18 protein-coding genes and 1 riboswitch are annotated in these 19,826 nt (G+C 74.3%); of the genes, 10 read left to right on the forward strand and 8 right to left on the reverse strand.

The window, feature by feature from the left end; all coding sequences use genetic code 11:
• Nucleotides 1–11: 11 nt before the first annotated feature.
• Nucleotides 12–1,451 (forward strand): protein adenylyltransferase SelO, encoded by a 1,440-nt coding sequence (locus tag TEK04_RS10900; protein ID WP_336404367.1) that lies wholly within the window; start codon nt 12–14, stop codon nt 1,449–1,451.
• Between the two features lie 15 nt (nt 1,452–1,466).
• On the opposite strand, the gene TEK04_RS10905 is transcribed toward TEK04_RS10900, so the two are convergent.
• Nucleotides 1,467–2,264 (reverse strand): VldE C-terminal domain-containing protein, encoded by a 798-nt coding sequence (locus TEK04_RS10905; protein ID WP_336404368.1) that lies wholly within the window; start codon nt 2,262–2,264, stop codon nt 1,467–1,469.
• Nucleotides 2,265–2,277: 13 nt separating this feature from the next.
• A riboswitch (cyclic di-AMP (ydaO/yuaA leader) is annotated at nt 2,278–2,426 on the reverse strand.
• Between the two features lie 122 nt (nt 2,427–2,548).
• Here TEK04_RS10905 and TEK04_RS10910 point away from each other — a divergent pair.
• Nucleotides 2,549–3,868 (forward strand): M20/M25/M40 family metallo-hydrolase, encoded by a 1,320-nt coding sequence (locus TEK04_RS10910; protein WP_336404369.1) that lies wholly within the window; start codon nt 2,549–2,551, stop codon nt 3,866–3,868.
• On the forward strand, nt 3,865–5,298 hold the full coding sequence (locus TEK04_RS10915; RefSeq protein WP_336404370.1) for an MFS transporter: 1,434 nt from the start codon (nt 3,865–3,867) through the stop codon (nt 5,296–5,298). Before TEK04_RS10910 ends, TEK04_RS10915 begins: the two co-directional genes overlap by 4 nt.
• Before the next feature lie 99 nt (nt 5,299–5,397).
• On the opposite strand, the gene TEK04_RS10920 is transcribed toward TEK04_RS10915, so the two are convergent.
• From TEK04_RS10920 to TEK04_RS10930, 3 genes are all read right to left on the reverse strand, one after another.
• The gene (locus TEK04_RS10920; protein WP_336404371.1) at nt 5,398–6,567 is read right to left on the reverse strand and encodes an RNA polymerase sigma factor; all 1,170 of its coding nucleotides are present in this window, start codon (nt 6,565–6,567) and stop codon (nt 5,398–5,400) included.
• A gap of 228 nt (nt 6,568–6,795) precedes the next feature.
• Complete coding sequence (locus TEK04_RS10925) at nt 6,796–7,806, reverse strand: aldo/keto reductase (RefSeq protein WP_336404372.1); 1,011 nt, start codon at nt 7,804–7,806, stop codon at nt 6,796–6,798.
• Nucleotides 7,807–7,840: 34 nt separating this feature from the next.
• Entirely contained in the window at nt 7,841–8,212 is a 372-nt protein-coding gene (locus TEK04_RS10930; protein ID WP_336404373.1) for a MerR family transcriptional regulator, read from the reverse strand.
• Nucleotides 8,213–8,246: 34 nt separating this feature from the next.
• Here TEK04_RS10930 and TEK04_RS10935 point away from each other — a divergent pair, with 34 nt between their 5' ends.
• The 3 genes from TEK04_RS10935 (at nt 8,247) to TEK04_RS10945 (ending at nt 10,248) form a co-directional block, all read left to right on the forward strand.
• The gene (locus TEK04_RS10935; RefSeq protein WP_336404374.1) at nt 8,247–9,023 is read left to right on the forward strand and encodes a thioesterase family protein; all 777 of its coding nucleotides are present in this window, start codon (nt 8,247–8,249) and stop codon (nt 9,021–9,023) included.
• Nucleotides 9,024–9,038: 15 nt separating this feature from the next.
• The gene (locus tag TEK04_RS10940) at nt 9,039–9,992 is read left to right on the forward strand and encodes an SDR family NAD(P)-dependent oxidoreductase (RefSeq protein ID WP_336404375.1); all 954 of its coding nucleotides are present in this window, start codon (nt 9,039–9,041) and stop codon (nt 9,990–9,992) included.
• Between the two features lie 124 nt (nt 9,993–10,116).
• The gene (locus TEK04_RS10945) at nt 10,117–10,248 is read left to right on the forward strand and encodes a hypothetical protein (RefSeq protein WP_336404376.1); all 132 of its coding nucleotides are present in this window, start codon (nt 10,117–10,119) and stop codon (nt 10,246–10,248) included.
• A 101-nt stretch (nt 10,249–10,349) separates the two neighbouring features.
• On the opposite strand, the gene TEK04_RS10950 is transcribed toward TEK04_RS10945, so the two are convergent.
• The 3 genes from TEK04_RS10950 to TEK04_RS10960 are packed head-to-tail and all read right to left on the reverse strand — an operon-like array spanning nt 10,350 to nt 14,123.
• Entirely contained in the window at nt 10,350–11,795 is a 1,446-nt protein-coding gene (locus TEK04_RS10950) for a DUF2252 domain-containing protein (protein WP_336404377.1), read from the reverse strand.
• A gap of 52 nt (nt 11,796–11,847) precedes the next feature.
• Complete coding sequence (locus TEK04_RS10955) at nt 11,848–12,666, reverse strand: IclR family transcriptional regulator domain-containing protein (RefSeq protein ID WP_336404378.1); 819 nt, start codon at nt 12,664–12,666, stop codon at nt 11,848–11,850.
• Nucleotides 12,666–14,123, reverse strand: coding sequence for an amidohydrolase family protein (locus TEK04_RS10960; protein WP_336404379.1), 1,458 nt, complete (start codon nt 14,121–14,123; stop codon nt 12,666–12,668). Before TEK04_RS10960 ends, TEK04_RS10955 begins: the two co-directional genes overlap by 1 nt.
• A 190-nt stretch (nt 14,124–14,313) precedes the next feature.
• On the opposite strand from TEK04_RS10960, the gene TEK04_RS10965 reads away from it, so the two are divergent.
• Genes TEK04_RS10965 through TEK04_RS10975 form a run of 3 tightly spaced genes read left to right on the forward strand, consistent with a single transcriptional unit; the run spans nt 14,314 to nt 17,144 of the window.
• The gene (locus TEK04_RS10965; protein WP_336404380.1) at nt 14,314–15,465 is read left to right on the forward strand and encodes a CaiB/BaiF CoA transferase family protein; all 1,152 of its coding nucleotides are present in this window, start codon (nt 14,314–14,316) and stop codon (nt 15,463–15,465) included.
• The gene (locus tag TEK04_RS10970) at nt 15,462–16,256 is read left to right on the forward strand and encodes a citryl-CoA lyase (RefSeq protein WP_336404381.1); all 795 of its coding nucleotides are present in this window, start codon (nt 15,462–15,464) and stop codon (nt 16,254–16,256) included. Before TEK04_RS10965 ends, TEK04_RS10970 begins: the two co-directional genes overlap by 4 nt.
• A gap of 27 nt (nt 16,257–16,283) precedes the next feature.
• Nucleotides 16,284–17,144, forward strand: a complete 861-nt coding sequence (locus TEK04_RS10975; protein ID WP_336404382.1) for a dioxygenase family protein — start codon at nt 16,284–16,286, stop codon at nt 17,142–17,144.
• 13 nt (nt 17,145–17,157) lie between these two features.
• On the opposite strand, the gene TEK04_RS10980 is transcribed toward TEK04_RS10975, so the two are convergent.
• Complete coding sequence (locus TEK04_RS10980) at nt 17,158–18,102, reverse strand: intradiol ring-cleavage dioxygenase (RefSeq protein WP_336404383.1); 945 nt, start codon at nt 18,100–18,102, stop codon at nt 17,158–17,160.
• A gap of 101 nt (nt 18,103–18,203) precedes the next feature.
• On the opposite strand from TEK04_RS10980, the gene TEK04_RS10985 reads away from it, so the two are divergent.
• Entirely contained in the window at nt 18,204–19,820 is a 1,617-nt protein-coding gene (locus TEK04_RS10985) for a bifunctional 3'-5' exonuclease/DNA polymerase (protein ID WP_336404384.1), read from the forward strand.
• The last annotated feature ends 6 nt before the right edge of the window (nt 19,821–19,826 follow it).

The raw sequence follows: 19,826 nt of genomic DNA on the forward strand, positions 1-19,826 counted from the left end.
CCGTCGTGGGGGTGAGCAGCACCCAGACCGGCATCCGCCTCGGGCACCGCTTCGCCGACGACCTGCCCGAGCTGTCGGTGCCGTGGCAGGCCGACCCGGCACCCGACCGGCGGCTGCTCGCCCTCGACGACGCACTGGCCGAGTCCCTCGGGCTCGACCCGGCCTGGCTGCGGACGCCGTCCGGCCTCGCGTTCCTCACGGGGAACGAGGTGTCCGACGGCGCCCGCCCGGTCGCCCAGGGGTACGCCGGCCACCAGTTCGGCAGCTACTCCCCCCGCCTCGGCGACGGCCGGGCACTGCTGCTCGGCGAGCTCGGGGACACCGACCTGCACCTGAAGGGCTCGGGACGCACCCCGTGGTCGCGCGGCGGCGACGGGCTGGCCGTCGTCGGCCCCATGCTGCGCGAGTACGTGATCAGCACCGCGATGCACGCGCTCGGCATCCCCACCACCCGGTCGCTGGCCGTCGTCGGCACGGGTCGCACGGTGCAGCGGGAGACCCCGCAGCCGGGTGCGCTGCTCGCCCGGACGGCGGCCAGCCACCTGCGGGTCGGGTCGTTCCAGCTCGCCCGGGCCACCGACGACCTGGACCTGCTGCAGCGGCTGCTCGACCACGCGATCGCCCGGCACGTGCCGGAGGCTGCCGACGCCGAGGTGCCCGCGCTGGCCCTCTACGAGCACGTGGTCGGGGTGCAGGCCGAGCTGGTCGCGCAGTGGATGCTGGTCGGGTTCGTGCACGGCGTGATGAACACCGACAACATGACCATCTCCGGCGAGACCATCGACTACGGCCCGTGCGCCTTCCTCGACGCGCACGACGCCGACACGGTGTTCAGCTCCATCGACTCCGGCGGCCGGTACCGCTACGGCAACCAGCCGCTGGCCGCGCAGTGGAACCTGGCCCGGCTGGCCGAGGCGCTGCTGCCGCTCATCGACCCGGACGCCGAGGCAGCGATCCCCCGCGCGGTCGCTGTCCTGGAGACCTTCCTGCCGCGCTACGAGGCGGCCTGGGCGGCGGGCATGCGGGCCAAGCTGGGGTTGCCCGCCGCCGCCGACGCCGACCTCGCCACCGCGCTGGTCACCGACCTGCAGGCCCTGCTGGACGCCAACCACCCCGACCACACCGGGTTCTTCCGGGCGCTGGGCGGGGCCGCACGCGGGGACGTCGAGCCCGCGCGGGAGCTGGTGCTCAACCTGGCGGCGTTCGACGCGTGGCTCGAGCGGTGGCGCGCCGCCGGACCGGACGCCGACGCCATGGACCGGGTCAACCCCGTCCACGTGCCGCGCAACCACCTCGTGCAGGAGGCGCTGGACGCCGCGACGACCGGCGACCTCGGCCCCCTCGACGAGCTGGTCGACGTGCTGCGCCACCCCTACGAGGAGCGGCCGGGCCAGGAGCGCTACCGCACCCCCGGCCCGAACACGGCCTACGTCACCTATTGCGGGACGTGAACTACGGCTGCGTCCTCAGCGGTAGTTCACGTGCGGGTGGTCGAAGTGGTTCGCGGTCGTGCCGCCGCGGTCCTCCATCATCACCCAGGAACCACCCGGCGAGGACAGCATGCGCTGCTCCCAGATGATGTACTCCACGCGCAGCTCCGACCAGTGGTCGATGTGGTACTGCACGATGGCGTCGCCGAGCGCCGCGTCGCGCATGACCATGTAGTCCAGCGCGTAGCCCGACGGGTGGCCGTGCGGGTCGGCGGCGCTGGCCCGGGTGCCGCCGAGGGTGATCGAGTCCGCGCCCGGCACGTTCGTGACGACGGCGTCGGCGGCGGCCTGCACGACCGCCTTCACCGGGCCCGCGCTGTTGGTGATCTTCGCGATCCCGGACACCGCGTTGGCCGGCGCCGCGGCGACGGCTGCGGCCTCGGCCGCCTCCTTCGCGGCGGCGGCGGCTGCCGCCTCGGCAGCTGCCTGCGCGGCGGCCTCGGCCGCGGCGGCCTCGGCGGCCTGCTGGTCGAGCACGGCCTGGTCGGCGGCGGCCTGCGCGGCGGACGCGGCGGCCTGCTGGTCCTCGCGGGTGCTGCGGCTGGCGGCGAGGTCGGCCAGCTGACCGAGGTCCGGGGCGGGGGCGACGTCGGCGGTCAGCCCGAGCGACGCGGCGACGCTGGCCGGCTCGGTCGCGGCCACCGGGGTCGACGCCGGCGCGGCGCCGATGAGGACGTGGGCCAGGACGGCGCCGGAGGCGGTCAGGCCGAGGTACATCGCCGGACGGCGCCGGCGGGTGGGCACGCCGTGGCGGCGTGCTCGGGGGGTCGCCATGCGGCGGCTCTCCAATTGCTCCCAGTGGCCGCCTACCGGGTTAGCTGACGGGTTCGGGCGGGAAGTCGCCCTACCCCTGACGGTCAGGTGTGACCGGCAGCGGGATGCACCCCAGGACTGCGGTGGGTCCCCGGCTCGCCCGTGCGCTGGCGGGGCCAGCGGGCGACTCGACGGCGTCGCCCCTGCGGGACGACCAGCCCACGGTAGCCACCCGCACAGCCGCGGCCAAGGATCAGCGGCGGATTCGTCACGTGATGTCGTACGCACGTGACAGCATCCGCGGCGTGAGCGAGACCCACCCCGCCGTCCGGGCGCTGCAGGAGCTGGTGCGGCACCCCACCGTCGCCGACCGCGACCCGGCCCGCACCGACCCCGCCCCGTTCGTGGCGCTGCGCGCGTCGCTGGCCGAGCACTTCCCGCTCCTGCACGGGCTGGAGCGGGTCGAGGTCGAACCGCACGCGCTGCTGGTGCGCTGGCCGGGCCGGTCCGCCGAGGGCCCCGTCGTCCTCATGGCCCACCTCGACGTGGTCCCCGCCGAGGGCCGGTGGACGCACCCTCCCTTCGGGGCCGAGGTCCACGAGGGGGCGGTCTGGGGCCGCGGCACCCTCGACGACAAGGGCGCCGTCGTCGGCATCTGCGCGGCGGTGGAGTCGCTGCTGACCGAGGGGTTCGTGCCCGCCCGCGACGTGTGGTTGTCCTTCGGGTCCACCGAGGAGGTGTCCGGCACCACCGCGGCCGACGCGGTCGCCGAGCTGCGCCGCCGCGGGGTGCGGCCGTGGTTCGTGCTCGACGAGGGCGGCGCGGTGGCCGCCGAGGCCTTCCCCCTGGTGGCCGCACCGCTCGCGGTCGTCGGGGTCACCGAGAAGGGCGTGACGTCGGTCGAGCTCGTCGCCGAGGGCGCCGGCGGCCACGCCTCCACCCCGGCCCCCGGCGGCCCCACCGCGCGGCTGGCCCGCGCCATCACCGCACTGGAGGCCGCGCCGCTGCCCCTGCGCGCCCCGGCACCCACGCTGGAGCTGCTGCGCCGGCTCGGCCCGCACCTGCCGGCACCGCTGCGGCCGGTGCTCGCCCGGGCCGACCGGCTGGCGCCGGTGCTCACCCGGGTGCTGCGGGCCGCCGGGGCCGAGGCGGCCGCGATGGTGCGGACGACGGTGGCGGTCACCACGCTGTCGGGGTCACCCGCGCTCAACGTGGTCGCCTCCACCGCGCGTGCCGGGGTCAACCTGCGGGTGATGGTCGGCGACACCGTCGAGGAGGTGCTGGCGCACGTGCGCCGCACCGTCGGCCCCGGCATCCGGCTCGAGGTCGTCGAGCGCAACGAGCCCAGCCCGGTCTCGCCCTGGGACGACGCCGCCTTCGCGCTGCTGGAGCGCATCACCGGTGAGCTGTTCCCCGACGCCGTGCCCACGCCCTACGTGATGATGGCCGCCACCGACGCCCGCTTCTTCACCGGCCTGTGCGACCGGGTCTACCGGTTCACCCCGTTCCGCATGACCAAGGCCCAGCGGGCGACGATCCACGCGGCCGACGAGCACATCGGGGTGGCCGACCTGCTGGCCGGGGTCGACTGGTACCGCCGCCTGGTCCAGGAGCTGCCGGCATGACCCGGGCCACCGCGCAGGCCCGGGCGCAGACGCTGTTCGCCGTCGTCGGTGCCCTGTCGGTGGTCGAGGTCGCCAGCGGGGTGCTGCAGGGCTTCTACACACCGGTGTTCTCCGACGTCGCCCGGGCGCTGGGCATCGGCGACGGCGACGTGAACTGGTTCGAGGCCGCGCAGCTGGTCGCCTCCGCCCTGCTGGTGCCGGTGCTGGCCCGGTTGGCCGACCTGCACGGGCACCGGCGGGTGCTGCTGGCCTCCACCGCCGTCACCGCGCTGGGCACCTGGGTGATGGCCGTGGCACCGGCCACCGGCCCGGCGGGGTTCGCCGTGTTCGTCGCCGGGTCGGCCCTGCAGGGCGCCTACGTCGTCTGGCTGCCGCTGGAGGTCGCGATCGTGCACCGGCGCGCGGCTGCCGACGACCACCGCACCCGCCGCGCGGCGGGTGTGCTGGTCGCCTTCCTGCAGCTCGGGGTGCTGGCCGGGGCGCTGTCCAGCGGTGCGCTGGTCACCGTGCTGCCGGTGCCCGTGCTGCTCGCCCTGCCGGCGCTCGTGGTCACCGTCTGCCTGGCGGTGGTGTGGTGGGGCGTCGAGCCCGACGCCGTGCGGGTGCCGGGGCGGTTGGACCTGCCCGGGCTCGGCCTGCTGACCACCGCCCTGCTGCTGGTGATGGGCGGGCTGGTAGCGGTGCGGGTGCTGGGCCCGGGCTCGGCCCTGCCCTGGCTGCTGGTGCTGGCCGGCCTGGCCGCCGGGTGGCTGCTGGTACGGGTGGAGGCCCGGCAGCCCGAGCCGTTGCTCGACGTCCCCGTGCTGACCGCGCCGGGGCAGTGGCCGGTGCAGGCCACCGCCTTCCTGTCCGGCATGTCGGTGCTGGGGGCGCAGATCCCGCTGTCGACCTTCGCCCGGGCCGACCCGGCGGTCACCGGCTACGGCCTGGGGGCGAGCGCGTCGTTCGTGTCGGTGCTGATCGGCCTCTACGTGCTCACGCTGCTGACCGGCGCCCTGCTGCTGCCGGTGCTCTCGCGGTGGCTGGGCGGGCGCCGCGCGATGGCGGCCGGCGCGGCCACCGTGGCGGTGGGGTACGCGCTGTGGTTGCCGTTCCACGACACCGCGGCCCAGGCGTTGACCAACATGGCGGTGGCCGGCGTCGGGTCGGGTCTGCTGGTGGCCGCGCTGCCGGCCGCGGCGGTCGCCGCCGCCCCCGCCGACCGCACCGGGTTCGCGGCCGGGATGACCAACAGCACGAAGACCGTCGGCGGCGCGATCGCCTCGGCCGTGTTCGCTGTGTCGTTGGCCTCCACCGGCGGCATCGACGACCCCGCGGCCGGCTCGGCCCCGCTGTCGGGCTACCTCGCCGTGTGGAGCGTCTGCGCCGCCGCCGCAGCGCTGGCCGCAGTCATCCTGCTGAGCGCCCGCCCCGCCGTCCCGGGACATTGATCAGGGGGTGCACGGAAGTCCTTCCTCCTCCGCCAGATGTGGTGGAGGAGGACAGACCTTCGTGCACCCCCCTGATCGACGCTGGGCGCGCGAGTGCGACTAGTCGAGGTAGTCGCGCAGCACCTGGGAGCGCGACGGGTGCCGGAGCTTGCTCATCGTCTTGGACTCGATCTGGCGGATCCGCTCGCGGGTCACGCCGTAGACCTGGCCGATCTCGTCCAGGGTCCGCGGGGTGCCGTCGGAGAGGCCGAACCGCAGCCGCACCACGCCGGCCTCGCGCTCGCTGAGGGTCTGCAGCACCGAGGTGAGCTGCTCCTGCATGAAGCCGTAGGACACGGCCTCGACGGCGACGACGGCCTCGGAGTCCTCGATGAAGTCACCGAGCTGGCTGTCGCCCTCGTCGCCGATGGTCTGGTCGAGGCTGATGGGCTCCCGGGCGTACTGCTGGATCTCCAGCACCTTGTCCGGGGTGATGTCCATCTCCTTGGCCAGCTCCTCCGGGGTGGCCTCCCGGCCCAGCTCCTGGAGCAGCTCGCGCTGGATGCGACCCAGCTTGTTGATGACCTCGACCATGTGCACCGGGATGCGGATGGTGCGCGCCTGGTCGGCCATCGCCCGGGTGATCGCCTGCCGGATCCACCACGTGGCGTAGGTCGAGAACTTGAAGCCCTTGGTGTAGTCGAACTTCTCCACCGCGCGGATCAGGCCCAGGTTGCCCTCCTGGATCAGGTCCAGGAAGGCCATGCCGCGGCCGGTGTAGCGCTTGGCCAGCGACACGACGAGGCGGAGGTTGGCCTCCAGCAGGTGCGTCTTGGCCCGCTCGCCGTCGCGGACCACCCAGTTGAGGTCGCGGCGCATGGTGGGCGTGAACTTGGCGTCGGTGTCGGCCAGCTTGTGCGCGGCGTACAGCCCGGCCTCGACCCGGCGGGCCAGGTCGACCTCCTGCTCGGCGGTCAGCAGCGCGACCCGGCCGATCAGCTTGAGGTAGGCGCGCACCGCATCGGTCGAGGTGGCCAGCTCGGCGTCCTTGCGGGCCTTCTGCAGGGCGAGCGACTCCTCCTCGTCCCACTCGAAGGAGCCGGCGGCGGCAGCGGGGACCGCCGGCTCGTCGGCGATGTCGGCGTCGTCGTCGAGGTCCACCTCGGCGTCGGCGTCGGGCGCGGGCGCGATCTGCACGGTCTCCGCGTCGGCCGAGCGGGCCTTGCGGGCGCCGGCGGCGGCCTTCTTGCGCGGGGTCTTGGCGGTGCTGTCGGCGACTGTCGTGCTCATCTCGCCTCTCCTGAGGATGTCGTGCGGCGTCGCGAGGGCGCGGGGCCCTGGCGGAGAGGCCACCCACGAAGGGGCAGCTCAGGCCGCCCACGGTGAGGGACGGGGGTCGGAGGCCGGGCGCGGCGACGCATCGGCCTCCGACATTCTAATCCGTCCGGGCTCGGAGGGGGGCGGCGCCCGTTACCCCGGCGGGGGAATTCCACACACCGGCTCCCACCTGCCCCTCCCTCACCGGTCGATCGAGCTCATGTCGCCGTACCGGTCGCCGCGCACGGCGTCGCGGGGCACCGCCGCCGAGAGCGCCTCGACGTCGGCGGTCGTGAGCGTCACCGCGGCGGCGCCGACGTTCTCCTCCAGGTAGCGCACCCGCTTCGTCCCCGGGATCGGGACGACGTCCTCGCCCTGGGCCAGCACCCACGCCAGGGCCAGCTGGCCCGGGGTGCACCCGTGCGCGGCGGCCTGCTCGCGCACCCGGTCCACCAGCACCAGGTTGGCTGCCAGCGCCTCGCCCTGGAACCGGGGGAAGTAGCCGCTGGCCCGGCTGTCGCCGTCCGCGGGGGTCTGCGTGACCGCACCGGTGAGCAGGCCGCGACCCAGCGGCGAGTAGGGCACCAGGCCGACGCCGAGCTCCCGCAGCGTCGGCAGCACGGTGTCCTCCAGGTCGCGGGTGAACAACGAGTACTCGGTCTGCACCGCGGTGACCGGGTGCACGGCGTGCGCCCGGCGGATGGTCTCGGCCGAGGCCTCGCTGAGCCCGAGGAAGCGCACCTTGCCGGCGGTGACCAGCTCGGCCATGGCGCCGACGGTGTCCTCGATCGGCACGGTGGGGTCGACCCGGTGCTGGTAGTAGAGGTCGATGGTGTCGACGCCCAGCCGCTGCAGGGAGGCGTCGCACGCGGCCCGCACGTACTCCGGGGAGCCGTCGATGCCCAGCCGCGAGCCGTCCTCGCCGCGCTTGTTGCCGAACTTGGTGGCCAGCTGCACCTCGTCGCGCCGACCGGCGATCGCCCGTCCGACCAGCTCCTCGTTCGTGAAGGGGCCGTACATGTCGGCGGTGTCGAGGAAGGTGACGCCGAGGTCGAGCGCGCGGGCGAGGGTGTCCAGACCCGACTGCTCGTCGGGGGCGCCGTAGAACTCGCTCATGCCCATGCAGCCCAGGCCCAGGGTCGAGACGGTCAGGGCGGCGGAGCCGGAGCCCAGGGTGCGGGTGGTCAGCGGTGCGGGTCGCGGTGACGTCATGGGGAGCAGCGAACCCCTTCGAGCGCGCTCGAAGTCAAGCCGAGCGCTCGTAAATCCCGATCTTGTGGTCGATGGCGGCCAGGTGCGCCGCGGTCTCGTCGAGTTCGCGCTGCACCCGGGCCCGGTGGGTGCGCAGCAGCTGCAGCCGCTCGGGCTCGGTGCCGGCGCCGGACCGCACCAGCGCGGCGTAGCGCTTGACGTCGCGGATGGGCATGCCGGTGGCCCGCAGCCGGCTCACCACCACGATCCAGTCCAGGTCCCGCTCGGTGTAGCGACGTCGCCCGCCGGCGTCGCGGTCGACGTCGCCCAGCAGCAGCCCGTCGCGCTCGTAGTACCGCAGGGTGTGGGCGCTGAGGCCGGTGCGCTCGACGACCTCGGCGATGCCGAGTACGGGGACGGTGGTCACGGCCCCCAGTGTGGCCCGGGGCAGGATCGGGTGCGTGGCGTACTTCGAACGGCTGACCAGCACCCCCGACGGCGGCGGGAGGTTCCGCGCGACGCCGCACACCGGGGGCGGGTGGAACCCGGCCGAGCAGCACATCGCCCCCACCGTCGGGCTGGTGGCGCACAGCCTGCAGCGGGCCTCCGCCGGGGCGCCGGTGCAGCGGCTCGCGGTGGAGATCCTCGGCACGATCGGCATCGACGAGGTCGAGGTCCAGGTGGCCACCGTGCGGCCGGGTCGCACCATCGAGCTGGTCGAGGCGACGGTCGCGTGGGCCGGCCGCGACGTCGTGCGGGCGCGGGCCTGGCGGTTGGCCGGGTCCGACACCACCGAGGTCGCGGCGTCCGCCGAGCCGGCACTGCCCGCCCGCGAGGAGCTCGCCCCCTGGGACATGAGCACCGCGTGGCCCGGTGGCTACATCGCCTCGCTGGAGGTGCGGCACCGCGACGCGGGCCCGGGCCGGGCGCAGGCGTGGTTGCGGGCCCGCCAGGAGCTGCTGGACGACGAGGAGGTCACCGACCTCACCCGCACCCTGCTGCTGGCCGACACCGCGAACGGCCTCGTGCAGGGGCCTGGCCGGCGCGGGTGGTTCTACCCCAACGTCGAGCTGACGGTGCACCTGTTCCGGGCGCCGGTGGGTGCGTGGGTGGGCATGGACACCTCGGTCAGCTGGGGCCCCGGCGGTCACGGGCTGACCGCCACCGTGCTGCACGACGAGGCCGGCCCGGTCGGCCGGGTGTCCCAGTCGTGCACCCTGCGCCGCGGGCCGGGCTGAGCCAGGATGTCCGGCGTGCCCGCGCTGACCCGCCTCGCCGATGCCCTGCTCGATCGCGCCGTCGTCCCCGGCTACAGCAAGCTCGGCCCGGCCCTGCGGCGCCGGTGGTGGCCGGCGGACCCGGTGCGCGGGTCGATGCGGGGGCGGCGCGTGCTGGTCACCGGGGCCACGTCGGGCATCGGGACGGCGATCGCCGAGGAGCTGCTCACGCTGGGCGCCACCGTGCACGTGCTCGGTCGCGACCGCACCAGGACCGACGACCTGGTGGCCCGGCTGACCCGCGAGCGCCCGGGCGCCCAGCTGCACGCCGAGGTGTGCGACGTCGGCGACCTGGACGCCGTCCGGGCGTGGGCGGCCGACTTCACGAGTCGGGTGGCGGACCTGCACGGCCTGGTGCACAACGCCGGCGCCCTGCCGGCGCAGCGGTCGGAGACCGCCCAGGGCCACGAGCTGACCCTGGCCGTGCACGTGCTCGGCCCGCACCTGATGACCGCGCTGCTGGCCGACACCCTGGCCGCGGACGCGGCGGTGGTGTGGATGTCCTCGGGGGGCATGTACGGCGCCGGGCTGCGCGACGACGACCTCGAGTTCACCGACGGCGAGTACAGCGGCGTGCGCGCCTACGCCCGCACCAAGCGCATGCAGGTGGTGCTGGCCGCCGAGTGGGCGCGCCGCCTGCGCGGGCGGCACGTGTACTCCACCCACCCCGGCTGGGTGGCCACCGACGGCGTCACGACGTCCATCCCGGCGTTCGGGAAGCTCATGGCACCGCTGCTGCGCACCCCCGCCGACGGGGCCGACACCACGGTGTGGCTGGTGGCCACCCGCCCGCCGTCCCGCCCGCCGCACTTCTGGCACGACCGGGCACAACGGCCCTCCACCCTGGGCTGGGAGCGCGGCCAGGACCCGGGCACCGTGCGGCGGTTCCTCACCGCGGTCGACGACCTCGCGGGGGTCAGCGGGTCCTGAGCGGCCCCCCGACCGGTCGACCGCGACCGGAGGGGGTCACCACCGCGCCGACCACCGGTGCCCGCAGCCACGGCACAGCAGGCGCGCCCACCACCCGTCCGCCTCCGTCGACGGGGTGACGTCGGTGAGGTCCCGGCCGCCGCACGCCGGGCAGTGCAGCAGCACCGCCAGCGCGCTCACCGCCGCCCCCCGGAGGTCGGCCGGGGACCGGCGGCGGCCGTCCGCGAACGCCGGGGACGTCGAGCTGCGCGTGTGATGGCCATGCACCACTCTGTCCCGCCCGGCCCGCGGCAGGACCACCGACGCACCGCACGGGATGATCGTGACCAGATCGATGCGCGCGCTGACGGTGGGTGATCAGCGGTAGACCCGGTCGACCTCGCGGAAGGCACCCAGGGCGTGGTCGGTGCGGAAGTGCTCGTGGTCGGCGCGCAGCCGGTCGAGGGCCTCGACGGCGAAGCCGAGCACGTCGTCGACGAAGAGGTCGCGGGCGCCGATCGCCGCGATCACGTCGGGTTCGACGTCGTGGTCGACCAGGCCCGCCTCGTCCGACAGTGCGTGCGCCTGGGCCAGCACGCCACCGCAGATACGGGCGTAGTCCACCCACTGGCCCTTGGAGAGGTCCTCCAGGTCGACGTCGTTCTTGTAGGGCGACCGCTCGCGCACCATGAAGCTGGTGCCGTCGAGGTCGACGGCCCCGAAGAACGCGTCGCCGCCGACCAGCTGCACCCGCTGGGCGTGCTTGACCCGGTCGGCCTCGCCCACCAGCTCGATGGGCGAGGGCGGGACCAACCCGCGCAGCGCCGAGCGGCGGGCCTGCTTGAACTCCAGGACGACGTCGTCGGTGCCGTCGGCGGCCGGCCCCTCGATGAGCACGTAGTAGCGCTCCAGGCCCAGGGAGGCCACCCCCTGCCCGTGCCGCAGGCACACGTCCTTGACCCGCATGCCGCCGGCCCGGGCCGGCGGCTGCAGGTCGTTGACCTCGACGTAGCGGTCGACGAGGGCCTGGAACTCGGCGACCCGGGCGCTCACCGGCTCCAGCCTGCGGGAGCTGTGGAACCGCCGACCGGTCTCGTCGAGGTACTTCTTCGCGAGCCACTTCTCCCGGGACCGCGACGCCGATTCCTGCAGGACCTCCGCGATCAAGGGCGGGGCGTCGGCGAGGCCCATCTGGCCCGCGGTCTCGTCCAGGTCGCCGGCGTAGCGGTGCATGGCATCGACGTAGCCGTCCAGGAAGGCGCGCGCGGTGCGCTCCTGGGTACCCCGGCCGTAGCCGCCGGCCTCGGCGACGCCGACCAGGAAACCGACCGCACCGCGCTTGAGGTCCCAGGTGAAGGGGGCGTAGAAGGCCTCGTCGAAGTCGTCGACCCCGAAGACCGGTGCGTTGTCGGCGTTGGGCATGACCCCGAAGTTGTCCGGGTGCACGTCGCCGAGGGTCAGCACCGTGGGCATCCAGGAGTCCTCGCCGGCCAGGTCCCGGTAGAACAGCAGGCACGACCCCCGGAAGAACGCGAACAACGAGTCGGCCAGCAGGTCGAACTTGCGCCCGGCGTCGACGACGCCGGTGACGATCCGGTTCTGGTGGTCCTCGCGGACGGTCTGCCGCACGTGGATGCGCCGGTCGTGGCCGGTCAGCATCCGGGGCAGCAGCACCATCGCTCCCTCGCCGCGGGCGCGGGCGAGCTCGGCGAAGGCCTCGGTGCGCGACCCGACGGCGACGGCGCCACCGGCCTCGTCGGTGGACGCGCCCGGGCCCCGGGTGCGGGCGCGGGGGGTCGTGGTGCGGGTGCGGGCGGCGCTCATGCCCGGCACCTTCGCACCCCCGCCCGCGCTCGGCAGGGCGGACCGGGCGGTCTCACCCGGTCGCGGCCCCGCGCTCGACGGTGACGTGCGGCCGACGTCGCCATGCGGCCCACTCGCCGCTGACGTCACCGGCGGTGCGCAGCAGCAGCGGCAGGTGCTGCTCCAGCAACACCTCCCGACTGGTCTCGGCCGCGTGCACGGTGACGTTGGCCGCCGCGCGCACCACGCCGTCGCCGTCGCGCACCGGCACGGCGACCGACCGGACACCCGGGGCCAGCTCCTCGTCAGCCAGCGCCCAGCCGCGCGCCCGCACCTCGGCCAGCTCGTCGTGCAGCTGGGCCGCCGTGCGGCCGGTGCACCGGGGCAACCCCGACCGGGACGGCGTGGTCAACACCTCGGCCAGCTCGTCGGCGTCCAGGGCGGCGAGCAGCACCTTGCCCTGCGAGGTCTGCACCGCCGGGAAGCGCGTGCCGATCTCGACCCGCAGCGTGATCAGCTTCGGGACGGCGACCCGGGCGACGTAGACGATGTCGGAGCCGTCGAGCTGGGCCATCGACGACGACTCCCCGGTGCGGGCGACCAGCGCCTGCAGGTGCGGCCGCGCGATGTCCCACAGCCCGAGCGACCCGACGTAGGCCATGCCGAGGTCGAGCACCTTGGGCGTGAGCCGGTAGCCGCCGTCCGTGGTGGCCACGTGCCCCAGCTCCTCCAGGGTGAGCAGCAGCCGGCGGGCGGTCGGCCGGGCGAGGTCCGCCGCGGCCGCCACCTCCGACAGCGTCATCACCGGGCGCTGCGCCGAGAAGCTGGCCAGCACGTCGAGCCCGCGGGCCAACGCCTCGACGAAGTCCGGGCCGTGCCCACGCCCGGCCATCAGGACCCGAACAACGAGCCCCGGGCCTCGCGGGTCTCGTCGCTCTTGAACTCGGTGTAGGTGTAGGGGTTGTCGAGCACGTCGTCGCCGTCCTCGGGCATCGCCGGGTTCATGCCGGCCTGCCATGTCGAGTCCCCCATCGCCCCGCGCAGGTGCTCCACGGTCGACTCGACCGCCGAGCGGACGGCGGCGCCGTCGTACCCGACGAGCTCGCCCTCACGCTTCACGACCCGGCCGCCGACCAGCACGGTGTGCACGTCGCCGCGCTGGGCCTGGAACGCCACGTGGCCGTAGGGGTTCAGCAGCGGGAAGGACACCGGCGAGGCGTCGTTCTTGATCAGCACGACGTCGGCGGTCTTGCCCACCTCGAGCGAACCGAGGTCATCGCGGCCGAGGGCCTTCGCGCCGCCGCGGGTGGCCCAGTCGACGACGTGCTCGGCACGCAGGTGCACCTGGGTGACGGTGTTCCCCTCGACGTGGGCCTCGAGGTGCTCCCGGGAGCGGTCGGCGCCCAGCGTGGTGCGCATGGCCGAGAACAGGTCGGCCGACCACCAGACACTGGTGTCCATCGACAGCGAGACCGGGATGCCGTGCTTGCGGACCTGCCAGGTGGGCGGGTATCCCTGCCCGGCGCTCTGCTCGCTCTCGGTGGACACCGAGACCGACCCGCCGGTGGCCGCGATGCGGTGGTAGCTGTCGGTGTCCAGCGACGCGGCGTGCACGTAGACGGTCTCCGGCGTCATGAATCCGGCGTCGTGCATGAGCTGGATCGAGGCGTCGGAGGTCGCGCCCCAGACGCCGGCGTGGGTGGTGACCGGCAGGCCCAGCTCGCGGGCGACCTCGAACGCGGCCTTCTCCGGGAACGACGGATCGCCGGTGACGTCGAAGGCCAGTTGCAGGCCGAGCTTCCCTTCGTCGGCCCGACGCCTCAGGAACCCCTGGACCGCGGGATCGGCGGTCCACTCCCACGGCCCGGCCTGGATGTTGCCGTAGGCGAGCACGAATCGGCCGGGGACGGCGAGCAGGGCGTCGGCGGCGGCCTCGGCGTGGTCGACGGTCTGCAGCCCGTGGCTCCAGTCGACCGTGGTGGTGACCCCGGCCTCCAACCCCTCCCAGGCACTGAGCAGGTTGCCGGCGTGCACGTCCTCGGGGCGGAAGGTCTTCCCGTGCTCGAGGTAGTACCAGACGAAGTACTGGGTGAGCGTCCAGTCGGCGCCGTAGCCGCGCATCGCGGTCTGCCACATGTGCCGGTGCGTGTCGATCATGCCGGGCATGACGACGCCGCCGGTGGCGTCGACCTCCTCGGTGCCCGCGGGGACGTCGAGGTCCGTGCCGACGGCGGCCACCTTCCCGTCGACGACGAGGACGTCGGCGCGGGGCAGCACGGTGTGGGCGTCGTCCATGGTCAGCACGGTGCCGCCGCGGAGCACCACGGGCCGGTTGTCGGGGCTGGACATCGTCGTCTCCTCCAGTTGGCCGGACAGGCGTCCGCTGTGCGGTCGGTGGGTTGTCTGCGCCACTGTGCACATGACCCGTGCCACCGTCAACACCGCGCCCGCTGCGGTTGACAGTCAGATCGTCGCCCGGTGATACTGCGGTGCCGATCGCACCGGACAGCTGTCCGCAACGAAGGAGTGCAGCCCACCGATGACCTCCCCCACGGGACCGCTCGCCGGCGTACTGGTCGCGGACTTCTCGCGCGTCCTGGCCGGTCCCTACTCCACGATGCTGCTCGCCGACCTGGGTGCCGAGGTGGTGAAGGTCGAGGGCCCGAACGGTGACGACACCCGGCACTGGTCACCACCCGTCCGCGAGGTCGACGGGGAGGGGATCAGCACCTACTACCTGGGCGTCAACCGCAACAAGCGGTCGGTCGCCCTCGACCTGAAGGACGACGGCGACCGCACGGCGGCGCAGGAGCTCGCCCGCCGCGCCGACGTCGTCGTGGAGAACTTCAAGCCCGGGGGCCTGGCCCGCTTCGGTCTCGACTACGAGACCGTCGCGGCCACCAACCCCCGCGTCGTGTACGCCTCCATCAGCGGGTTCGGCAGCCAGGAGGGAGGCTCGCACCTGCCCGGCTACGACCTCATCGTCCAGGCCATCTCCGGGCTGATGAGCCTCACCGGCTCCCCCGACGGCGAGCCCTACCGCGCCGGCATCTCGGTGTTCGACGTCATCGCCGGCCTGCACGCCACCATCGGCGTGCTGAGCGCGCTCAACGCCCGGCACGAGACGGGTGCGGGCCAGCACGTCGAGGTCAGCCTCCTGGCGTCGGCGCTGTCGGGCATGGTCAACCAGAGCTCGGCCGCGGTCGCCGGGGAGGTCGTGCCGTTCCGGATGGGCAACAGCCACCCGTCGCTGTTCCCCTACGAGCCCCTGGAGTGCGCCGACGGCGAGCTCATCATCACGGCCGGCAACAACGGCCAGTTCCGCAAGCTGGTCGAGGTGCTCGGGGTGCCCGAGCTCGCCGACGACCCCCGCTTCGCCCGCAACGAGGACCGCACCGCGAACCGGGACGAGCTGCGCCCCCTGCTGGTCGAGCGGCTGCGCACCCGCGGCAAGCAGGAGTGGTTCGACGCCATCTTCGCCGTCGGCGTGCCGTGCGGGCCGATCAACACCGTCGACGGCGGTGTGGCCTTCGCCGAGCAGGTGGGCCTGGACCCCGTCGTCCGGCCGGGTGGCATCCCCTCCATCCGCAACCCGATCACCTTCTCGGAGACCCCGCCGTCCTACCGCCTGCCCCCGCCGAGCCTGGACGAGCACGGCGACGAGATCCGGAAGTGGCTGACGCAGCGATGACCGAACCCCGTACCTACGAGACCGCGCTGGGTGCCTCCTCCCGCGAGACGATCACGCTGCTGGGCACCGACCTGGCCCGCGACGTCATGGGCACGGTCGGGTTCGGCGAGCTGGCGTTCTGGCTGGCCACCCAGCGCCGGCCCGCACCGGGCCAGGTGCGGGTGTTCGAGGCCGTGCTGGCAGCGCTGGCCGACCACGGCTTCACCCCCACCGCGATCGTCACCCGGCTGACCTACCTGTCGGCGCCGGACTCCGTGCAGGGCGCCCTGGCCGCCGGCCTGCTGGGCGGCGGTTCGCGGTTCCTCGGCGTCACCGAGGACTGCGGCCGGTTCCTCGACGACGTGCTGGTCGCCCAGGACGAGCTGCCCGGGGACGACGCCGGCTGGGACGCGCTCGCGCTGTCCGTCGTCCAGCGCGAGCGCGAGGCGGGGCGGTTCGTGCCAGGTCTGGGGCACCACGTGCACAAGGACGGCGACCCCCGCACCGCGCGGCTCATGCAGATCGCCGCCGAGGAGGACCAGACCGGCCCGCACCTCGCGCTGTTCGCCGCGATCGGCCGCGTGCACTCGCAGGTGCTGGGGAAGACGCTGCCGCTGAACGGAGCCGGCGTCTGCGGTGCCGCTCTGGCCGACCTCGGCCTGCCCCTGCCGCTGCTGCGCGGGTTCGCACTGCTGGCCCGCACCGCCGGGCTGATCGGGCAGCTGGCCGAGGAGCTGCGGCACCCCGTCGCCAACGACATCTTCCTGTCCGTGGACCTGAACAACCGCTCGGTCGCCCCCGACCCGAGCTGAGCCCTGACCCGACCGCTGGAGGCAGCAGTGCAGCTCGTCACCGAGGACAACATCACCGACCTCGCGGCCGCCCGGTGGGCCACCGCCCACGACCCCCGCACTGCGGAGCTGATGAGCGCGCTGGTGCGGCACCTGCACGCCTTCGCCCGTGATGTGCAGCTCACCGAGGCCGAGTGGATGGCCGCCATCCAGTGGCTGACCCGCACCGGGCAGATCAGCGACGACAAGCGCGAGGAGTTCATCCTCACCAGCGACGTGCTGGGGCTGTCGATGCTCGTCGTCCAGATGAACCAGCGGCTGGATCCCCGGGCGACCCCGGCCACCGTGCTCGGGCCCTTCCACATCGACGGCTCCCCCGAGCGGGAGTACGCCGAGGACATGTCCGAGGGTGTGCGCGGGACCCCGCTCTTCCTGCACGGCACGGTGCGCGACCTGGACGGCGCGACGATCGGCGGGGCGGTGCTCGACGTCTGGCAGGCCGACGACGACGGGCTCTACGAGAGCCAGCACGTCGAGGTCGACGAGGCCCGCCTGCGGGCGAAGTACACCGCCCGCGAGGACGGCTCGTTCGCAATCCGCACCGTGGCCCCGCTGGGCTACACCATCCCGATGGACGGCCCGGTCGGCGACCTCATCTCGCGCACCGACATCTCGGAGTACCGGCCGGCGCACTTCCACGTGCTGCTGAACGTGCCCGGCTACCGCCCGCTGATCACCCACCTGTTCCAGGAGGGCGCGGACTACCTGGACAGCGACGTCGTCTTCGGCGTCAAGGAGCAGCTGGTCGTGCGCTACGAGCCGCGCGAAGGCGGCACGATGCCCGACGGCACCGCCGTCGAGGGGCCCTGGTTCGAGGCCAGCTACGACGTCGTGCTGCAGCCGGTCTGACGCCACCGACGCCTCAGCGCCCCGGCGGCTGGCCACCGCCGCCGGGGCCCCCGCCAGACCCGCCGCCGGGGCCCCCGCCGGCCGAGCCGCCACCCCCGGCCGCGGTGGTGGTGTCCACGCCGACGCCCATCGCCACCGTGTAGCCCGACGAGACGTCGCCGGTGATGGTGGGCGTCTGCAGGTCGGCCCCGTCGGAGAACACGTTGTCGGTCGCCAGGCTGATCTGCGACAGGTTGCGCACCGACTGCTCGTACCCGCTGGTCGCGTAGACGGTCTCGCAGACGTCCTGCAGCAGGGCGACCTGCGAGGTGGCGATCGCGTTGGCCGAGTCGGTGATGGAGTCGACGTCCGGGTAGACCTCGAAGTGGACGTGTGGCCACCGGCCGGAGTAGCAGGCCGGGAAGATGCTGGTGAAGGTCACCGCTCCGTCGGAGTCGGCCACCTGGACGCCGCGCAGGTAGTTCTCACCGGTGATGCCCTCGGAGTAGAGCGAGTAGCCACCCGCGCGGTCGCAGTGCCAGACGTAGACCGCCGCACCCTCGAAGGGCACCCCGTTCGCCAGGTCCTGCACCGTCAGGGTCAGGGTCATCGGGACGCCCTCGGCCGTGCCGGACGCCGACCCGAAGCTCGAGCGGATGTCCGAGCGGACGATGCCGCTCTCGTTCAGCACGTCGACCCCGTTGGACCCGTCCCCCGGGTAGGGTCCGGCAGTCTCCTCCGGGATCTCCCCCGCCGAGGTCGCCGTCGAGCTCGCCGTCGAGCCCGCCGCCGCGGCAGCGCTGGTGGTCGAGCTGCTGGAGCCCCCGCAGGCCGCGAGCCCGACGCCGACCGCGCCGAGCCCGAGGAACCCCAGCACGCGGCGCCGGCTGAGCAGCGTGTCCAGGTCGAACCGGAGACCCTGGTCGACCACCTCCTCCTCGGGTCGGGGCAGCGGGCGTCCTTCGTAGCTCGTCGTCATGCACCCACCGTGCTGCCTGCGGCCATGAGCCCCACCAGCGCCACCTGTGCACTCCCCGTGCGGTGCGCGGTGTTGTCGGACCCGCGCGCGAGACTGCACGCGTGGGGTCGACGGTCGTGCTGCAACGGGTGGGCGACGGCGTCCGCGCACACCTCGACGACGGGGCCGTGCACGACCTGGCCCGCGCCGAGCTGCCCGCGTGGGTGACCACGCAGGAGGCCGCCCGCCCCCGGTGGGTGTGGGACGACACCACCCGCTGGTACCCCGCACTACTGGCCGCCGGCGTCCGGGTGGAGCGGTGCACCGACCTGCGGTTGACCCACGCCGTCCTGCGCCGTTCCCCGCACGTCGACCAGCACCTGCTCGCCGGCCCCGACACCGACGGGTGGGACGGCCTCACCCCGGTCGTGCCCGAGGAGGCCACCCTGTTCGCCCTGGACGACCCCGCCGACGCCCTCGACCCGGTGGCCGAGCACGCCGCCCAGCAGCGGGCCCTCGCCGCCTCGCCGCAGCGCGGACGCTTGGCGCTGCTGCTGGCCGCGGAGTCCGCCGCCTCGCTGGTGGCGGCGGAGATGCAGCACGCCGGCATGCCGTGGCGGGCCGACGTGCACGACCGGCTGCTCACCGCGCTGGTCGGTCCGCGGCCACCGGCCGGGCAGCGTCCCGCCGGCCTGGAGGCGATGCTGCCGGGCATCCGCGCCGCCTTCGGGCAGCCGGCGCTGAACCCCGACTCCCCCGCCGACCTGCTGGCCGGGCTGCGTGCCGCCGGGCTCGACGTCGCCGACACCCGCTCCTGGACCCTTCGCGAGCTCGACCACCCCGGCATCGCGCCGCTGCTGCGCTACAAGAAGCTGCTGCGCCTGGTGCAGGCCAACGGCTGGGCGTGGCTGGAGACCTGGGTGCGCGACGGCCGCTTCCGCCCGGTGCTGCTGCCCGGCGGCGTGGTCACCGGCCGGTGGGCGGCCCAGGGCGGTGGAGCGCTCAGCGCCCCGGCGCAGCTGCGCGGTGCGGCGGTGGCCGACGAGGGCTGGCGGTTCGTCGTCGCCGACGTCGCCCAGCTCGAGCCCCGGGTGCTGGCCGGGATGAGCCGGGACGCCGCGATGGCGCAGGCCGCCCGGGCCCGGGACCTCTACCAGGGGATCGTGGACGCCGGCGTGGTCGCCACCCGCGCGCAGGCCAAGGTGGGCATCATCGGCGCGCTCTACGGGGGCACCCGCGGCGAGAGCGGCGTCCTGCTGCCGCGGATCGCCCGCCGGTACCCCGCCGCGCTCGGCCTGGTCGAGCAGGCCGCGCGGGACGGTGAGCGCGGCGAGGTGGTGACGACGCTGCTGGGTCGCGGCTCCCCGCGCCCGGGGCCCTTCGGCGGGGGCGGTGACGACCCCGCCGCCGGCCGGGCCGCGGACGCGCGCCGGCGCTCCTGGGGTCGGTTCACGCGCAACTTCGTCGTGCAGGGCACCGGCGCCGAGTGGGCGTCCTGCTGGCTGGCCGACCTGCGCAACCGGCTGTGGCACCTGGGCTCGGGCCCGCTCACCGACCGACCACACCTGGTGTTCTTCCTGCACGACGAGGTGGTGGTGCACACCCCGACCGCACTGGCCGACGAGGTGGTGGCCGCGGTGCGCGCCGCGGCCGACGAGGCCGGCCGGTTGCTGTTCGGCGACTTCCCGGTCGACTTCCCCCTCGACGTCGCGGTGGTGCGGTCGTGGGCCGACGCCTGAGCCCGG

This window comes from Klenkia sesuvii (genome assembly GCF_037083825.1).
In the GTDB taxonomy this organism is placed as follows: Bacteria; Actinomycetota; Actinomycetes; order Mycobacteriales; family Geodermatophilaceae; genus Klenkia; species Klenkia sesuvii.